The 17,571-nt window shown below is 62.1% G+C and carries 16 protein-coding genes; 10 read left to right on the top strand and 6 right to left on the bottom strand.

Annotated elements, in window-relative coordinates:
* The 6 genes from rlmN (at nucleotide 1) to Q0Z71_RS06280 (ending at nucleotide 6,658) form a co-directional block, all read left to right on the top strand.
* Complete coding sequence (rlmN, locus tag Q0Z71_RS06255) at nucleotides 1-1,044, top strand: 23S rRNA (adenine(2503)-C(2))-methyltransferase RlmN (protein ID WP_298019696.1); 1,044 nt, start codon at nucleotides 1-3, stop codon at nucleotides 1,042-1,044.
* On the top strand, nucleotides 1,041-1,781 hold the full coding sequence (locus Q0Z71_RS06260) for a Stp1/IreP family PP2C-type Ser/Thr phosphatase (RefSeq protein WP_298019698.1): 741 nt from the start codon (nucleotides 1,041-1,043) through the stop codon (nucleotides 1,779-1,781). The genes rlmN and Q0Z71_RS06260 overlap by 4 nt, the downstream gene beginning before the upstream one ends.
* Nucleotides 1,782-1,796: 15 nt before the next feature.
* Nucleotides 1,797-3,788, top strand: a complete 1,992-nt coding sequence (pknB, locus tag Q0Z71_RS06265; RefSeq protein ID WP_298019700.1) for a Stk1 family PASTA domain-containing Ser/Thr kinase — start codon at nucleotides 1,797-1,799, stop codon at nucleotides 3,786-3,788.
* On the top strand, nucleotides 3,781-4,668 hold the full coding sequence (gene rsgA, locus Q0Z71_RS06270) for a ribosome small subunit-dependent GTPase A (RefSeq protein WP_298019702.1): 888 nt from the start codon (nucleotides 3,781-3,783) through the stop codon (nucleotides 4,666-4,668). The genes pknB and rsgA overlap by 8 nt, the downstream gene beginning before the upstream one ends.
* 121 nt (nucleotides 4,669-4,789) lie before the next feature.
* Nucleotides 4,790-4,948, top strand: a complete 159-nt coding sequence (locus tag Q0Z71_RS06275) for a hypothetical protein (protein WP_298019705.1) — start codon at nucleotides 4,790-4,792, stop codon at nucleotides 4,946-4,948.
* 171 nt (nucleotides 4,949-5,119) lie between these two features.
* Nucleotides 5,120-6,658: a DUF3794 domain-containing protein gene (locus Q0Z71_RS06280; protein WP_298019707.1), complete on the top strand. Its 1,539-nt coding sequence runs from the start codon at nucleotides 5,120-5,122 to the stop codon at nucleotides 6,656-6,658.
* Nucleotides 6,659-6,855: 197 nt separating this feature from the next.
* Here the strand turns inward: Q0Z71_RS06280 and Q0Z71_RS06285 are convergent, their stop codons facing one another.
* From Q0Z71_RS06285 to Q0Z71_RS06295, 3 genes are all read right to left on the bottom strand, one after another.
* The gene (locus Q0Z71_RS06285) at nucleotides 6,856-7,623 is read right to left on the bottom strand and encodes an amino acid ABC transporter ATP-binding protein (protein ID WP_298019709.1); all 768 of its coding nucleotides are present in this window, start codon (nucleotides 7,621-7,623) and stop codon (nucleotides 6,856-6,858) included.
* Nucleotides 7,624-7,636: 13 nt separating this feature from the next.
* Complete coding sequence (locus tag Q0Z71_RS06290; protein WP_298019711.1) at nucleotides 7,637-8,305, bottom strand: amino acid ABC transporter permease; 669 nt, start codon at nucleotides 8,303-8,305, stop codon at nucleotides 7,637-7,639.
* Nucleotides 8,306-8,407: 102 nt separating this feature from the next.
* On the bottom strand, nucleotides 8,408-9,259 hold the full coding sequence (locus Q0Z71_RS06295) for a transporter substrate-binding domain-containing protein (RefSeq protein ID WP_363316687.1): 852 nt from the start codon (nucleotides 9,257-9,259) through the stop codon (nucleotides 8,408-8,410).
* Between the two features lie 221 nt (nucleotides 9,260-9,480).
* Here Q0Z71_RS06295 and spoIVA point away from each other — a divergent pair, with 221 nt between their 5' ends.
* Nucleotides 9,481-10,956, top strand: coding sequence for a stage IV sporulation protein A (gene spoIVA, locus Q0Z71_RS06300; protein ID WP_298019713.1), 1,476 nt, complete (start codon nucleotides 9,481-9,483; stop codon nucleotides 10,954-10,956).
* A gap of 46 nt (nucleotides 10,957-11,002) precedes the next feature.
* Here the strand turns inward: spoIVA and Q0Z71_RS17095 are convergent, their stop codons facing one another.
* Nucleotides 11,003-11,866, bottom strand: coding sequence for a methylated-DNA--[protein]-cysteine S-methyltransferase (locus Q0Z71_RS17095; RefSeq protein WP_363316688.1), 864 nt, complete (start codon nucleotides 11,864-11,866; stop codon nucleotides 11,003-11,005).
* A gap of 206 nt (nucleotides 11,867-12,072) precedes the next feature.
* On the opposite strand from Q0Z71_RS17095, the gene Q0Z71_RS06315 reads away from it, so the two are divergent.
* From Q0Z71_RS06315 to Q0Z71_RS06325, 3 genes are all read left to right on the top strand, one after another.
* The gene (locus tag Q0Z71_RS06315) at nucleotides 12,073-12,843 is read left to right on the top strand and encodes a type III pantothenate kinase (RefSeq protein ID WP_298019715.1); all 771 of its coding nucleotides are present in this window, start codon (nucleotides 12,073-12,075) and stop codon (nucleotides 12,841-12,843) included.
* Between the two features lie 342 nt (nucleotides 12,844-13,185).
* Nucleotides 13,186-13,746, top strand: a complete 561-nt coding sequence (locus tag Q0Z71_RS06320; protein ID WP_298019717.1) for an RNA polymerase sigma factor — start codon at nucleotides 13,186-13,188, stop codon at nucleotides 13,744-13,746.
* Complete coding sequence (locus Q0Z71_RS06325) at nucleotides 13,743-14,729, top strand: hypothetical protein (protein WP_298019719.1); 987 nt, start codon at nucleotides 13,743-13,745, stop codon at nucleotides 14,727-14,729. The genes Q0Z71_RS06320 and Q0Z71_RS06325 overlap by 4 nt, the downstream gene beginning before the upstream one ends.
* A 302-nt stretch (nucleotides 14,730-15,031) precedes the next feature.
* Here the strand turns inward: Q0Z71_RS06325 and Q0Z71_RS06330 are convergent, their stop codons facing one another.
* Nucleotides 15,032-16,390, bottom strand: coding sequence for an S-layer homology domain-containing protein (locus tag Q0Z71_RS06330; protein ID WP_298019722.1), 1,359 nt, complete (start codon nucleotides 16,388-16,390; stop codon nucleotides 15,032-15,034).
* Nucleotides 16,391-16,596: 206 nt separating this feature from the next.
* Nucleotides 16,597-17,571, bottom strand: a 975-nt coding sequence (locus tag Q0Z71_RS06335; protein WP_298019724.1) for a 6-phosphofructokinase, incomplete at its 5' end; no start/stop codon positions are given.

Raw genomic sequence — 17,571 nt, forward strand, 5'->3', positions numbered from 1 at the left:
ATGATCGATTTGAAATCGCAGACGCTCCAGGAAGTGACGGACACCCTGAAAGCCATGGGGGAACCCGCCTTCCGGGGCAGGCAGGTGTTCGTCTGGCTCCACAGGGGAGCCAGGTCCTTTGACGAGATGACCAATCTCTCCAAGGCCCTGCGGGAAAAACTGAAGGAGACCTGCATCCTCACAGTGCCCAAGGTGGCCCGGAAGCAGGTCTCCAGGCTGGACGGCACCATCAAATACCTGTGGGAGCTGGCGGACGGCAACTGCGTGGAGTCCGTTTTGATGCAGTATCACCACGGCAACACGGTGTGCATCTCCTCCCAGGTGGGATGCCGTATGGGCTGCGCTTTCTGCGCCTCCACAATAGCTGGCAAGGAAAGAGACTTGACACCTGCTGAAATGCTGGATCAAGTGCTGTTTACCCAACTGGATTCCGGGCTGGAGATCTCCAACATCGTGCTGATGGGCATCGGAGAGCCGCTGGACAACATGGACACGGTGCTGCGCTTTTTGGAGCTGGTGAACCACCCGGACGGCATGAATATCGGGATGCGCCACATCTCCCTGTCCACCTGCGGACTGGTCCCCGGCATCCAGCGGCTGGCGGACCTGGGGCTGCAGCTGACGCTGTCGGTCTCCCTGCACGCGCCGGACAGCGAGACGCGCTCGAAGATCATGCCGGTGAACCGGGCCTATGATGTGGACCGCCTGTTTGACGCCTGCCACGCCTATTTTAAAAAGACGGGGCGCCGGATCTCCTTTGAATACGCCATGATCGACGGCGTCAACGACCACGACTGGCAGGCGGACCTGATCGTTAAAAAGCTGCGGGGGATGCCGGGACATGTGAATCTGATCCCGCTGAACGACGTGGCGGAGAGTCCCTTCAAGCCCTCCAGGCGCATTGCGGCGTTCCAGCGGCGGCTGGAGGCCCAGGGCGTCACCGCCACGGTGCGGCGGAGCCTGGGCGGCGATATTGACGCCTCCTGCGGGCAGCTCCGCCGGAAGGCCATGGAAGAAGCAAGGAAAGGGGAGGATTCCCAATGATGAACACATGGGGCATGACCGATGTGGGCCTGGTCCGCAAGGACAACCAGGACGCCTACGCGGTGACGGAACACACCGCCTCAGGCCACACCATCTGCGTGGTCTGTGACGGTATGGGCGGCGCCGCCGGCGGACAGCTGGCCAGCCGTATCGCCGTGGAGACCTTTACATCGGAGCTTGAAAAGATCTTATTGCCGGACATGCAGCCGGAACAGCTGCGGGAGGCGTCCTCTTACGCGGCGTCTTTGGCCAATAAGGCCATCCGGGAGGCCGCCGACCAGACGGAGGAGTACCGGGGCATGGGCACCACGCTGGTGTCCGCCGTCTCCTACGCGGACGGCGTGGTGATCACCAATGTGGGGGACAGCCGGGCCTACCATATCACAGAGGCCGGCATCACCCGGGTCACCAAGGACCACTCCCTGGTGGAGAGCATGGTGGACCGGGGCGATATCACCGCTGAGGAGGCCCGCCGCCATCCAAACCGCAACCTGATCACCCGGGCATTGGGGCCGGACGTGGTGGCCCAGTGCGACGGATACATCTGCCCCATGGCGGCGGGGGACTTCCTGCTGCTGTGCACCGACGGCATGGTGGACACCGTCACAGACCAGCAGATGCTCTTTGAGATCATCCACGGCGGCGAGCCGGACACCTGTCTGGACCGCCTGCTGGCCATCGCCAAGAGCCAGGGCGCGCCGGACAATGTGACGGCGGTCCTGATGCGGAAGCTGTAAGAGAGGGGGAGACGTATGGATCAGTACATCGGAAAAATGCTGGACAACCGCTATGAGATCCTGGAGCGCATCGGCACAGGCGGCATGGCGGTGGTATATAAGGCGAAGTGCCACCGTCTCAACCGCCTGGTGGCTGTGAAAATTTTGAAGAGCGATCTGGCCCAGGACGCGGACTTCCGCCGCCGGTTCAACGCGGAGTCCCAGGCCGTCGCCCAGCTGTCCCATCCCAATATCGTGTCCGTCTATGACGTGTCCAAGGGCGGCGATACCGAGTATATCGTCATGGAGCTGATCGACGGCATCACACTGAAGCAATATATGGAGAAGCGGGGCCAGCTGAACTGGCGGGAGTCCCTGCACTTCATCACCCAGATCATGCGGGGTCTCAGCCACGCCCACAGCAGGGGCATCGTCCATCGGGACATCAAGCCCCAGAACATCATGGTCCTGCGGGACGGCAGCGTGAAGGTGGCCGATTTCGGCATCGCCTGCCTGGAAAACTCCGCCCAGACCCTGACCCAGGAGGCCCTGGGCTCCGTCCACTATATCTCGCCGGAGCAGGCCCGGGGCGACCGGACCGACGCCCGGAGCGATATCTACTCCGCAGGCGTGGTGCTGTATGAGATGCTGGCGGGCCGTCTGCCCTTTGAGGGGGACTCCGCCGTGTCCGTGGCCATCCAGCACCTCAGCTCCATCCCCCTGGCGCCCCGGGAGATCAACCCGGAGATCCCGGAGCAGCTGGAGCTGATCTGCATGAAGGCCATGGCGCCGGATCTGGAAAAGCGCTATTTCTCTGCCGACGCCATGATCGCCGATCTGGAGTCCTTCCGCAAGAATCCCGGCGTCAGCCTGGATTTCGAGATGGCGGACCTGCGGCCGGAGGAGGAAGACGAGCCCACCCAGCCGCTGCGTACTTCATCGGTCATTGTCCAGTCCCACCGGACCGCACCGGTTCGCGAGCGGGAACGGGAGCGGGAGCGCCGCCGGGACTACGACGACTATGAGGACTCGCCCCGGGGCGGCAAAAAGCAGGGGATCCTGATCGGCATCGCGGTGGTGATGGGCATCGCCCTGGCAGTGGTGCTGTTTAAGAGCATCATGGGCTCCTTTGAGGACACGTCGGAGTCCTATGTGGTGCCCAAGGTCATCGGCATGAGCCTGGAAGAGGCGGCACAGCAGGAGGATATCCAGTCCGGCCATTTCAAGCTGGAAGTGAGTGAAAAACAGGTATTCAGCAGCTATGCGGCGGGACTGATCGCTGAACAGGATCCGGCGGCCGGTGAATACCGCAAGGGCGCCAACTGTGTCATCACCGTGACCGTCAGCGCCGGTGAGGAGACCGGCAAAATGCCGAAGGTGACGGGGTATGCCTTTATTCAGGCCAAGCAGACCATGAGCAGCCTGATCGATAAGTATGAGCTGACTTTTGAGGAGCCTCCTGAAGAGGAGTGGGTGTACAACAGCGAGGTGGAGAAGGGCCTCATCATCTCCACGGACCCCGCCGAGGGCGAGGAGCTGAAAAAGGGCGATACCGTCAAGCTGGTCATCAGCAGAGGCCCCCAGACGGTGCCGCTGATCGATTTTGAGAAGCAGGAGCTGTCCTGGGCCCTGGACCAGCTCCAGACCATGGGGCTTGGGGAACCCAAGGTGACCTACGCGCCAAGCGACACCGTGCCGGCGGAGTCCATCATCAGCCAGGACCCCATCGCCGGCACAGACATGGCCCCCAACAGCACGGTGAACTTTGTGGTCAGTTCCGGGCCGGAAAACATGGGCGGACCGATGATGGGAGAGGACATCTTGACCATCCCCCTGCCTGTGGGCCAGGAGACCGGCCGCCTGACGGTGTATCAGGACGGCAAGCTGCTGGTGGATGAGATCGTGGACTGCACTGTGGGGAACTATTCGCTCACAGTCACCGGCACTGGTGAGACCCGTATTTATGCGGAAGTGGATGGAGAGGTGGTCTTTGACAAAAAGATCACCGTGGAAGCCTACCATGATTGAGGGAAGGATCCAAAAAGCCCTCAGCGGCTTCTATTATGTGGATACCGGCAGGGAGATCCTGACCTGCCGTGCCAGGGGAAAGTTCCGCCGGGAGGGGGTCTCCCCCCTGGTGGGGGACCGGGTGGAGGTCCGGGAGCTGGGGAACGGCGAGGGCTTTGTGGAGCGCGTCTGTCCCCGGAAGAACGCCTTTGCCCGGCCAGCTGTGGCCAACATCGACCAGCTGGTCATCATCGCCTCCGGCGCCATCCCCCGGACGGACCCGTTTTTGATCGACCGGGTGGCGGGCATCGCGGCGCTGAAGGGGTGCGATGTGATCGTCCTTCTGAACAAGTGCGACCTGGACCGGGCCGATGGACTGTATGATATTTACCGGGCCTCCGGCTTCCAGACCCTCCGGGTCAGCGCGGAGACCGGAGAGGGCCTGGAGGAGCTGAAACCCCTGATAGCTGGAAAGCTGTCTGCCTTTACAGGGAACTCCGGCGTAGGAAAATCCAGCATTTTGAATGCACTGGACCCGGCCTTTGATCTCCAGGTGGGCGAGGTGAGCCAGGCCCTGGGCCGCGGGCGGCACACCACCCGCCATGTGGAGCTGTTCAAGCTGGACTGCGGGGCGGAGGTGGTGGATTCTCCTGGGTTCTCCTCCTTTGAAACGGACGAGCTGAACCTGGAGTGGAAGCGCCGTCTGCCGGAGACCTTCCGGGAGTTCGTGCCCTATCTGGGCGGCTGCCGCTTTGTGGGGTGCAGCCACACCAAGGAGAAGGGCTGCGCCGTGCTGGAGGCCCTCCGCCAGGGCGAGATCCAGAAGAGCCGCCACGAAAGCTATCTGCGGCTGTACGAGGAATTGAAGCCCCTGCGGGATTGGCAGGAAAACAGAAAATGAGCGCCTGACCGAAGGGAAAGCGACGCAACAGAGCCGCCGGATGCATCGCATCCGGCGGCTTTTTTGGAACCCTGGACAACCTTGGCCGTATATACTGGAGCAAAGAGGGGAGGCGTGACGCATGTTTCGAGGCGGAGGCAACGGCTGCCTGATCTTAGGCATCTGCGCCGTGGCACTGGGGGCGGGCATTCTGATCGCGGCGATCTTTCCCGTGGGGGCGCTGCTGTTCCTGGTGGCGTTTCTGCTGATCGCATGCGGCTGCGCCTGCTGCCGGCGCTGACGCGGGACGGCGGTACCCGCAGAAGAAAGGAGCATTTTTATGAACATCGTGGTCTGGAAATCACCGAAGGCGCTCAGGGGCATCCTGCGAAAATTATTCCACGTCAAGGCATAACTCCCCCCGGCCGTTCATAGAGTGGGACATGAACAGCCGGGAAAGGAAGGGTTCTGTATGGAACTGGAATTGAAAAAAACAAGCCTGGACGCCTATGAGACGGGGGGAGAGCTGGCGCTGACCCAGGAGGAGACTGCGGAGACCATCGTGCCGGATTACTGCCCGGATATCGCGCGGATCATTGAAACGGACGGAAAGGTCTATCTCCACAGCCGGGAGCTGCGGGACGGCAAGGCGGAGGTCTCCGGCACGGTCCGGGTGACGGTGCTGTACACGCCGGAGGGGGAGGGCGGCATCCGGACCCTGGAATTCGCCATGCCCTTCACCGTGGAGAGCGACAGCCGCAGCCTGCCGGGCTGCGTGTATCTGATGGCGGAGACGGAGACGGAATTTCTGGAGACGCGGATGCTGAATCCCCGCAAGGTCTTTACCCACTGCAAGCTGGTGACGCATATCACCGGCTATCAGCGGGCGCCGCTGTGCTTCTGCACCGACGCGGAGACCGAGGAAAAGCTCTGTGTGGAGAAGCGGCAGGAGCAGCAGCACGCCATTTTGCTGACACATATCGCGGAGAAGGACTTTACATTTTCAGAGGAGATGAACCTCTCTCCCGGCCGGGAGGGGGCGGCGGAGTTGCTGACCAGCCGGGTCTGCGGCACCGTCACGGAGACCAAGATCGTGGGGAGCAAGCTGATCTTCAAGGGCATGTTCCTGGTGGAGGTGCTGTACCGGGACCATAACGGCAGGTGCGGCTCCGTCACAGCGGAGCTGCCCTTCTCCCAGATCATGGAGGTGGAGGGCGCCGCGGAGGGCGCGGCGGCGTCGGTGCAGCTGCAATTGACCGGCACGGACCTGCAGATCGACGGGGACGACGCCGAGGGTCGCCAGATTGCGGTGACGCTGTACTTCCATGCCACAGCGCTGCTGCGGGAGGAGCGGGATCTGACGCTGCTGAACGACCTGTACTCCACGGCCTATGACATGAGCTACGAGGCCGCGCCGCTGTCCATCACCAGCTTCTGCGAGACGGTGACCCGCCGCCAGACGGTCCGGGAGGTTTTGGAGATCGGCGTGGTGGCGGAGTCCATCCTGGCGCTGTCCGTCCGCTGCGGGTCGGTCTCCGTCAGCCGGGAGGGGGAGACGGCCACGCTCCGCACCAGCGCGGCGGTCCGGGCGCTGTATCTGGACGAGGGCGGCGTGCCTCTGGTGGCCGAGCGGTCCATGGAGGTCAGCTGCCAGCTGGAGCTGCCGGAGCACTGCAAGATCACCGCCCGGGCGGTTTGTCCGGAGGAGGCCCAGGGCAGTCTGGGAGACCGGGGCATTGAGGTGCGCTTCCCGGTGGATTTCCGGGCGGAGGCGGTCTCCAAGGTGAAAAAAGTCTGTATCTCCGCCGCCAAGCTGGACGCCGAGTCCGCCAAGGACATGACGGGAGCGCCGTCTCTGGTGCTGCGGTGCCTGGGGAAGCAGGAGAACGCCTGGGACCTGGCAAAGCGGTATAACACCACCATCGGCACCATTCTGGCGGCGAATCAGCTGGAGTCGGAGGGGGAGATCCCCCGGGATAAGCTGCTGCTGATCCCCAGAAAGCGGGCATAACCGTTCAAAAAACTCCCGTTCGGAGCGTGTCCGAACGGGAGTCTCTCTATATTCAGCGAGGTGCCCATAATGGCGGCCAGGGAGACCGCCGTTTGGCAGAGGCCGGGGAGGCGCCCGTGTACCGCGGGGGAATGGGACAGCCCTGCCGGAAGGCAGGGCTGGTGACCTGAAAGTCCTGTTGTGAAACAGACGCCATGTCAGTTCTCCGAATAGCGGGAGAGGAACTGCCGGGTGCGCTCCTCCTTGGGGTGGTCGATGACCTCCCGGGGATCGCCCTGCTCCACGATGACGCCGCCGTCCATGAAGATCACCTGGTCCGCCACGTCCCGGGCAAAGGCCATCTCATGGGTGACGATGATCATGGTGGTGTTCTGCTCCGCCAGGTTGCGGATGACCCGCAGGACCTCGCCGGTCAGCTCCGGGTCCAGGGCGGATGTTGGCTCGTCGAAGCAGAGGATATCCGGGTGCAGGGCCAGGGCGCGGGCGATGGCCACCCGCTGCTGCTGGCCGCCGGAGAGCTGGTGGGGGTAGTGGTTCGCCCGGTCGGCCAGGCCCATCTGGGCCAGCAGCTCCCGGCCGGCGGCCTCAATGGCCTCCTTGGATTCGCCGCCCCGCTCCGCCGCCAGAAGCTCCCGGGCCAGAGTGACATTCTGAAGAGCTGTGTATTGGGGGAACAGGTTGAAGTTCTGGAACACCAGGCCGAAGTGAAGGCGCTTGGTGCGGATCTCCTTTTCCAGCTGGGTAGCGGGGTCTGAAGCGTCAAAAATCATATTCCCCTTGACGGAGATCGTCCCTCCGTCGGGCTTTTCCAGAAAATTCAGGCACCGCAGCAGGGTGGTCTTGCCGGAGCCGGAGGAACCGATGATGGACAGGGCCTGTCCCTGTTCCAGGGAGAAGCTGATGTCGTTCAGGACCTGAGTGGCGCCGAAATGCTTCTCGATGTTGCGTACTTCCAAAATAGACAATATCCGCGCCTCCTTATCTGAAATAGTCCAGCTTCTTTTCCACCCAGCCGAACAGCAGCGTCAATCCGCCGTTGAACACCAGATAGTATACGCCGGTGAAAAACAGGGGCCATGTCAGGCCGGAATAGCCGTGGGATCCCTTTAGGAAAGCGTAGCCTGCCCAGATGACCTCCTGCAGGGAGATGATGCGGGCAATGGAGGTATCCTTCACCAGGGTGATGATCTCATTGGACATGGGGGGGACGATGCGCTTGATCATCTGCAGCAGCGTGACCTTGAAGAAGATCTGCCGCTTCGTCATGCCCAACACCATGCCGGCCTCCTGCTGGCCAACGGGAATGGACTGGATGCCGCCCCGGTAGATCTCAGAGAAGTAGCAGGCATAGTTGATGATGAAGGCAATGGAAGATGCCATGAACCGCCCTGTCTCGCCGCCTGGCCAGGGACTTCGGTCCAGCCATTGGCCGGGGATGTAGAAGATAATGATGAGCTGGAGCATCAGCGGCGTTCCCCGGATGACCCAGACCACCGTTCTGGTGAGCCAGCGCAGGGGAGTGAAGCGGCTCATGGAGCCGAAGGACACCACCAGCCCCAGGGGGATGGCGCCGATCAGGGTGACTAAAAACAGCTTCAAGGTCTGTAAAAAGCCCTCGTTCAAGGCGCCGATAACAGTCAAAAACATACGTGGGACCTGCCTTTTCTATGTATTGCACAACGTCCGAAAACCGGCCAAAAGCAGAGGAGGACATCCTCTGCTTTTGGCTGGTTCATGTACGAAAACCGCTTACTGCTCGATCAGGGCGGCCTGGATGCCGTAGGTCTCGGCGCACTCCACCATGGAGCCGTCGGCATAGGCGGCCTTGAAGAAATCATTCAGGGCAGCAGCCAGGTCGGAGCCTTTGCGGAAGCCCACGCCGTACTGCTCGCCCTCGTCCTCGTTGAGGGAGACGGTGTAGGTCAGGTTGGCGTAGCCGGTGCCCTCGCCCACCATGGCGCCGGCCATGAGGGAGTCGATAACGGCGGCGTCGGCGGTGCCGGAGCTGACCTCCAGCAGAGCGGTGGCCTGGTCCACCACCTCGGTGCAGGCGGCGCCCAGCAGCTCCACCTGGGCCTGGCCGGCAGAGCCGGACTCGGCGGCGAAGCTGAGGTCTTTCAGGCTGTCCACGGTCTGGTAGTCACCAGCCTTTTCCACAGGGACCACCACCACCTGGGTGTTGTTGCAGTATGCGTTGGAGCACTCCATGGCGCTCTTGACCTCATCGGTGAGGGTCATGCCGTTCCACACCACGTCGATGGTCTTGCCGTCCAGCTCAAAGACCTTGTTGTCCCAGTCGATGATCTGGAACTCGGCCTTCACGCCCAGGCTCTCGGCAAAGGCTTTGGCCATGTCGGCGTCAAAGCCGATCCAGTTGCCGTCGGCGTCCTGATAGTCCATGGGCTCGAACTCGGTGATGCCCACCACCAGGGTGCCCTTGCCCTGGACATAGGCCACGTCGCTGTCGGCGGGCAGTTCAGCGGACTCTTCCGGATTGGCGGGCTCCGCAGTATCGGCGGGCTTGTCGCCGCCGCAGGCGGCCAGGGCCAGGACCATCACCAGGGCCAGCAGCAGGGCCCAGAGCTTCTTCATGTTTTTCATCTTCAAATCCTCCAGATTTCCGGGCGGGCTTCCGCTCGTTTAATTCATTAGTAGTTTACCACGCTAAATTGTCCGTGTAAATACGGAAATCGACGGAAGTGTGGAAAAGAAACCGGATTCTTTTTGTGGAAATCCTCCAAAGAAAGACGGGCCGTCATACTTTTGCCGTTTGGGACATAGAGTGGGAACATGAATATGGAGCGGAAAAAGGACGGGATGCTATGAATACCAGTATCTATCAGAATATCGCCACCCGCACGGCGGGGGATATTTACATCGGCGTGGTGGGCCCGGTGCGGACCGGAAAGTCCACCTTCATCAAGCGGTTCATGGAGACCCAGGTGATCCCCAACATCGAAAACGTGTACCGCAAGGAGCGGGCCAGGGACGAACTGCCCCAGAGCGGCTCCGGGCGGACCATTATGACGGCGGAGCCGAAATTCGTCCCCGAGGAGGCGGCCCAGATCCAGCTGGAGGGCGGCGCGGCCTTTTCCGTCCGGCTCATCGACTGCGTGGGCTACATGGTAAAGGGGGCCATCGGCCAATTCGAGGACGACGCGCCCCGCATGGTCACCACTCCCTGGTACGACCACGAGATCCCCATGACGGAGGCGGCGGAGATCGGCACCCGAAAGGTCATCGCCGAGCACTCCACCATCGGCATCGTCATTACCACCGACGGCACGGTGGCCGACATCCCCCGGGAGGACTATCTGGAGGCGGAGGAACGGGTCATCCGGGAGCTGCAGGAGCTGGGGAAGCCCTTTATCGTCCTGCTGAACTCCAGCGACCCTAGGTCCGACCGGGCAGTGGCCATCAGCCGGGACATCGCCTCCCGGTACGAGGTCAACTGCATGCCTGTGAACTGCCTGGAGCTGGGGGAGGAGGACGTGGCGGACATTTTGAAGGCCGTCCTCTATGAATTCCCCATGCAGGAGCTGGACCTGTTTCTGCCCCCCTGGGTGGACGCCCTGCCGGGAGATCATCCCATCAAGGCGGGCCTGTATGAGGCGGTCCGCCAGGGGACGGCGGAGCTGCACCACATCCGGGAGGTGGACGGCGTCATCGCCGCCCTGGGCAATTGCGAGAATATCAGCGAGGCGAAGATCACCAGCATCGACCTGGGCACAGGCGTGGCCACCGCCAATCTCTGCCTGCCCAGGGAGCTGTTCTACCACACCCTGTCGGAGCAGTCCGGCTTTGAGGTGACGGACGACGGCGACCTGATGAGCCTGCTGACCAGGCTTGCAGAGGTCAAGGCGGAGTACGACAAGGTGGCTGGCGCCCTGCGGGACGTGCGGGAGACGGGCTACGGCATCGTGGTCCCCGGCATCGACGAGCTGAAGCTGGAGGAGCCGGAGATCATGAAGCAGGGCGGGCGCTACGGCGTCCGGCTGAAGGCCAGCGCCCCCAGCATCCACATGATCCGGGCGGATATCGAGACCGCCGTCAGTCCCATCGTGGGCAACGAGAAGCAGTCCGAGGACATGGTAAACTACCTGCTCCAGGAGTTCGAGGGGGACACCAGCAAGATCTGGCAGTCCAACATCTTCGGCCGCAGCTTCCACGAGCTGGTCAACGACGACTTGCAGACCAAGCTGAAGCGGATGCCGGAGGACGCCCGGAAGAAGCTCCAGGAGACCCTGACCCGCATCATCAACGAGGGCAGCGGCGGACTGATCTGCATCATCTTGTAATATCAGACCGCAAAAAGGCGGACGCTGTGCGCAGCGTCCGCTTTCCTTATGAGATCTCCTCCGGCAGGGGTTTCCGGGCATATGGGACCAGGTCCTCCCGGACCGCCCCCAGCCGCCTGTAAGCCTCCCGTCCCTCCCGGAGCGTCATGCCCCGGTTCTCGCCGCTGGGCTGGTCCTCGCCGGGGGAGAACACATCGTTTTCCCACATGCAGACCGGGCAGATGTAGGCCACAGCATCGGCGGCGGGCACCAGAAGGGTCCTGCAGCCGCAGCAGGGGCAGGGATACCGGCCTGAGACAGGCGCTTCCGGCGTCTCGCAGGAAGCCCGCGCACCCGGTCCGGACAGGGCCTTTGGAAGGAACAGGAATTTTTTGCGCCGCTCATGGGGCGGGGTGTTTCCGGGCATAAAAAGCCCCGTCATGTCCACGCCCTCCAATTCCAGCAGCTTCTGCTTGATGGCCACGCCTCCGGCGTAGCCGGTCAGACTGCCGCTGCTGCCCACCACCCGGTGGCAGGGGATGAGGATGGAGATGGGATTGTGTCCCACGGCGCCGCCCACCGCCTGGGGCGCGGCGGAGATGCCCTGGTCCCGCAGTGCTTGCGCCAGGGCGCCGTAGGTGGTGGTCCGGCCCCGGGGGATCTCCAGCAGCAGCTTCCACACCGCCTGCCGGAACGCGCTGCCCCGGGGGGCCAGGGGCGGCAGGGCGGCGGGGACGTCCCCGGCAAAGTAGGCCTCCAGCCAGTCCGCCGTCTGGCGGAACAGCGGGAGGTCAGGCTGCTTTACAGGCTCCTCTTTCATGGTGGAGGCAAAATACTTCTGCCCCTCTATCCAAAGCCCGGTGAGGGCTGTTCCGTCCGAGGCCAGATACAGCGTCCCAACAGGGGAGGGCAGTGTGGTGAGATAGGTCATCAGGCAGGACTCCTTTCAACTGGCGTGTTTTGTGATGGTTCTATTATACAAGAACAAATGTACGATTTCAATAGATATTTTCCGATATCCAACAGAAACTGACGGATATGCGGGCGCGGTTTTTCCGTGTTCAGGCCCTTGCAAGGGACAAAAAGTCGTGATACCATAGAATAGAACACACAGAACGTTTGAAAAAGGGGGATATTATGCTTTTAGCCATCGATGTGGGAAACTCCAACACCTCTGTGGGACTGTTTGACAAGGATCAGAATCTGCGGTTTCTGGCGTCTTTGGACACGGACAGCCGCAAGACCGCCGATCAGATCAGCATCGACCTGATGAACCTGTTCACCCTGTATCATTTCAAATATACGGACGTCACCGGCGCCATTTTGTGCAGCGTGGTGCCGCCGCTGAATTTCATGATGGAAAAGGCCCTGACACGGCTTTTGGGCAAGCCCCCCATGGTGGTGGGCCCCGGCGTGAGAACGGGGCTGAACATCCGCCTGACGGTCCAGACGCAGGTGGGCGCGGACATCGTGGCCGACGCGGTGGCGGCGCTGGAGAAGTTTCGGCCGCCCATCATCACCATCGACATGGGGACGGCCACCACCATCGGCGTGATCTCGGAGGGCCGGACCTACGAGGGCGGCCTGCTGCTGCCGGGGGTCAACGTGTCCCTGGAGGCCCTCAGCCGCCGGGCAGCCCAGCTGCCGGACATCTCCCTCCAGCACCCCAAGTCCCTGATCGGCAAGAACACGGAGGACTGCATGCGCTCCGGCATCGTCTACGGCACCGCCGGGATGCTGGACGGCATCATCGACCGCATCCGGGACGAGTTCCCAGGCCAGGAGGTCAGCGTGGTGGCCACCGGCGGCAACGCGCCGGTCATCGTGCGGTACTGCCGGAACAGGATCGTCTACGACAAATATCTGCTGATGCAGGGCCTTTGGACCATCTACCAGAAAAACCGCTGAAATAAGCCGGGATGCATGCGCCAGACAGTTTTATGAGCCATTTTTAAGGGACTTGATCTTTCCGCTGCCGCCGCCTGGAAGCGGTCCTCTTCCGGGCGGCAGCACGCGGCCCGAGGGGAAAGTTTCCCGACGCGCAGGCTGCCGGGAAATGCGGATCGCACTTTTTTCCCGCCTTCGGGCGCGAATCCTGTAAGGCTTTTTCAACAATCCGAAACGGCTCCCTGACCCGGGAGCCGTTTGATTTTGCGGTGAACCCGAAAAAATTTAAGGATACCGGGAACCTTTCGGCAATTTTCCTGACTTGATCATTGAAAAGGCCTTTGACAGAAAGGAGCTGGTCCCATGGAGGACAGCCGCATCGTGGACCTGTACTGGCAGCGCAGCGCTGACGCCATCACAGAGACCCACGCCAAATACGGCAATTACTGCTATGCCATCGCCCACAACATCCTGGCCAACGGCCAGGATGCGGAGGAATGCGTCAACGACACCTGGCTGGGCGCCTGGAACGCCATGCCGATCCATCGCCCGGAGCGGCTGGCCCCCTTTCTGGGCAAGATCACCCGGTCCTTGGCCTGCAGCCGCTATCAAGCGCTCCACGCCCAAAAGCGGGGCGGGGGAGAGCTGCCCCTGGTGCTGGAGGAGCTGGGAGACTGTGTCCCCGCCGCACCCAGTGCCGCCCAGGCGGCGGAGGACCGGGAGCTGGAGCGGGCGGTGGACCGCTTTCTCCACACTCTGCCGGAGCAGGCCTGCAATCTCTTCCTGCGCCGGTACTGGTTTGCGGAGCCCCTGGCGGACATCGCGGCCCGGTATCATCTTAAACCGAACACCGTCAAAACCAGCCTGTTCCGCAGCCGGGAAAAGCTGCGGAGATACTTGGAAAAGGAGGGCATCGTCCTATGAAACAGCAGCGGATCTTTGACGCCCTGGGCGGCGTGGACCCCCAACTGATCCAGCGCAGCGAGCGGACCCAAAAGCGCCGGAGCTGGCCCGCTGTCATCGGCGCTCTGGCCGCCTGCGCGGCGATCCTGGCAGCGGTCTGCCTGCCCCAGCCGGGGCGGCAGGATGGCAACAAACCCATCCAAACGCTGTCCTTCACCGGCGGGGAAGTGGGAGACCTGCACCTGTGCAGCATCCAGTACGGTCCAAAGCCCAGCGCGAGCTTTGCCATCTATGTGAATCAAAACATTTACACGACCACGGAGGAGGACAGCATCTACACCATCCGACCCATCGAAGCCCTGCCGGAGGGATTTCCCCCCATCGACCTGACCATCTCTCACATGGAGGGCCGCTGGGATAAGGCCGCCGCCATGGAGGCAGTCACGCAGGAGCTTGCGGAGACCTATGCCCAGGTGTCGGAGGTGGAGGAAACGGAGTTCACAATCTCCCGCTCCGCCTCCGACGGCACGGACTGGGACGACGCCCAGGCGGATGTCCTCTGTGTGGATGACGGCTACGGCGGCAGCTTTATCCTCATTGCCCGATATTTCACCGAGGCCGCTGAGGGCCACGGCGTCCGCTTCCGGGACATGATGAACACCTTCACCGTGGTCTACGAGGGCTTTGTCACTTCGCCTGCCTGGGTCGGAGAGCTGCAAGACACTGCAAAACGGCTGATGGACGCCATTTTCTCTGACCGTCTGGAAGATGTATCCGACCTGCTGGCGGAGGACGCGGAGGTGGACGGTTACGGCAGAGATATCTCGGGAGACATCAGCGTTGCGGCCATCGATTACGCGCCGGACGACAGCCAGGCCCCCACATCCGCCATCGTCTCCGTCAAGCACACCGTCGAACTGGAGGATTCCTACACGTATCTTACCATGGAGCTGACCTATGCCGATGGCCAGTGGCTGCTGGCCTGGGCAGGACTGGAGAAATAAAGGAAAGCGCGCCCGGTGGTACCGGACGCGCTTTTTCCGACGTACGCGCCGCCGGAAAAATAAATCAAAACTTCTTCGCGCCTTCGGGCGCGAACTCTGCGAGACATTTTTATCTTATAATCAAATAACTTGAAAAGTGGTAAAACACTTTTCAAGTGTCACAGCGCAGGAGCACTGTGGCAAGCCGCGATTTGCGGCTTTGATTTGGATTTCATAGTCAATCATGCGTGTTCCACACGCAAGCGGGCAAAGCCCGCTCGAAAAATAGCTTTGCTATTTTTCAAGTTAATTGACTATATCACTCAGCCCCGATAGCCATATTTTTTCAGAACGCTCACGACACTGCCGTTCAGAAAGTCCATGCCGATGCGGTCCATCAGGTGCAGGGAGGAGGGATCGCCCTGCCGGACCACCGCCACGCCGTCCTTGGTGGTCAGACTGACCTTGCAGCCAAGGCTGGTCACCAGGGCCTCCGCCATGTTGTTCCACTTTCCCCGGGGATAGGTGAAGGTGATGGGCCGGGCGCCGATCCGGGACTCGATGGTGTCCAGAATCTTCGTGGTATCCGCCCCCAGGGCCTCCACATAGGCCTGCCAGCTCTCGCTGGACATTTTCAAAACGCCCAGCCTGCCGCCGCTGGCGGACTCGTCGCTGTGCATCAGATAGGTGTGGGCCTGGAAGTGCACCAGTCCGCTGTCCGCCATCTCCTGGACCTCCTCCCACCGCAGGCCCCAGTTGGAGAACTGCATGGCGCCGCCGATGAGGGAGATCTCCGCCTTCATGTCCAGCTCCTGCAAAATGGGATAGACATACTGGTAATTGGTGCGGTAGCCGTCGTCCAGGGTGATGACGATGGGCTTGTCGGGGAGGGGCGTGCCGTTCTCCACATAGTCCACCAGCTGGGAGAAGAACACCGGGTGAAAGCCCGCGTCTTTCAGCTCCTGCATCTGGGCCTTGAAGATCTCCGGCGTTTTGGAATAGCCGTAGCCCAGATAGGAGACGTCGTGATACATGAGCACCGGCACCTGGACGCCGGCGCCCACCGGCGGGGCGCTCTGCTCCCGCAGGCGCAGGGCACGGCACAGCAGCGCCGCCGACGCGGCCCGGGTCAGGGTGCCCTGGGGATCGAACCGGCCGTCCGCGTAGCCGCCGATCAGGCCCAGGTCCGCCGCGGCCCGCACATAGGGCGTCCGGTCCAGGCTGATGCTGTCGGCGTCCTGGAAGGGGGGGACGGTCTGGTCCTGGCGGTCCAGCGCCTCCGGGAACAGGGCGTTGACCAGCAGCTTAGCAGCCATCTCCCGGGAGATGGGATTGGTGCGGCTGGTGGCGGTGATCTCCTCCTCGTCGCACCAGCCCTGATAGACGGCGTAGGCGATGGCGGGGTCCGCCCAGTTGCTGCCGCTTTGGAGCTTCCGGTCGTCCAGACCGGCTGCCCGGCACACCATGGACAAAAATGCCTGCTGGCTGATGGGCTCGTTGGGACGGAATTTTCCGCCGCTGCCCTGGATCAGGCCGCGCCTTTGCAGCTCCGTGATCTCCTGATAGGCCCAGTGGGAGTTGGACACATCCGTATACCCGGCCGCCGCGGCGGCGGGGGACAGGATGCCGAAGGCAAGGAACAGAGCCATCAGAAGCGACATGGCTCTCTGTCGCGTTTTCATGGATAACACCTTTTCTTTCTTGCGCGTATTTGTGGGAGGTATAATCAAATAACTGTGGGAAAAGGCGGCATCCGCCGCCTTCCGGTCATGATAGTATCATACCATTTTATGTCGAAAAAACAAGGGATTTTCCGGAAAATCGTTTTGTTCAAAAAAATGGAAGGCGCGCCGCTGTAACGCGGCGCGCCCTGTTGGACGGGGTCAGATCACTTTGCCAGGACCTTTTTCAGCTTGGCGAAGCGGGGCAGGGAATCCTGCTTGGGCAGCTTGGGCTCGCCCTGGATCAGGGGCAGCACATAGTCGATGAAGGGTTTCTCCACGCCGTTGTGGGCGGCGTTGATCCACTCCAGGGGCACCTTCTTCTCGGTGTTGGCCACCTCGGTCAGGCCCAGCAGCTTGGTCTTGCAGACGTACTTGCCGTCCTCATAGGTGCGCTCAAAGCCCACCATTTTGTCGGTGATGCCGTTGACGGCGTTCTCCACAGCGGCCTTGCCGGACATGAAGGACTCCTCGATGTCGGTCTCGGAGGCCAGGTGGGCGCCGCAGCGCTGCAGCAGGCTCAGCTCGATGCCCCGGACCTTGGCGCCGGTCTTCTGCTTCACCGCGTCGGCCAGCATGGCGGCAAGGCCCCCCAGCTGGGCGTGGCCGAAGCCGTCGGTGGCAGAGGTCTTGGCCTCGGAGACAAAGGAGCCGTCGGCGTAGTGGATGCCCTCGGACACGGCCACCATGCAGTTGCCCTTCTCCTTGTAGATGCGGTCCACGTCGGCCAGGAAGGTCTCCATATCGAAGTCCACCTCGGGGAGGTACACCAGGTCGGGACCGGCGCCGTAGGCGGTGGCCAGGGCGGCGGCGCCGGCCAGCCAGCCGGCGTGGCGGCCCATAATCTCGATGATGCAGACCATCCCGGTGTCATACACCCGGGCGTCCTGGTAGACCTCCATGCAGGAGGTGGCGATATACTTGGCGGCAGAGGCGAAGCCGGGGCAGTGGTCGGTGCCGAACAGGTCGTTGTCAATGGTCTTGGGCACGCCCATCACCCGGCACTCGTAGCCCACCTTCTGCATATACTTGGAGATCTTGTTGCAGGTGTCCATGGAGTCGTTGCCGCCGTTGTAGAAGAAATAGCGGACGTCGTACTTCTTGAAGATCTCCAGGATGCGCTTGTAGTCGGTGTCGTCCAC

Origin of the sequence: uncultured Dysosmobacter sp. (assembly GCF_947631635.1) — a bacterium.
Classification (GTDB): Bacteria; Bacillota; Clostridia; order Oscillospirales; family Oscillospiraceae; genus Oscillibacter.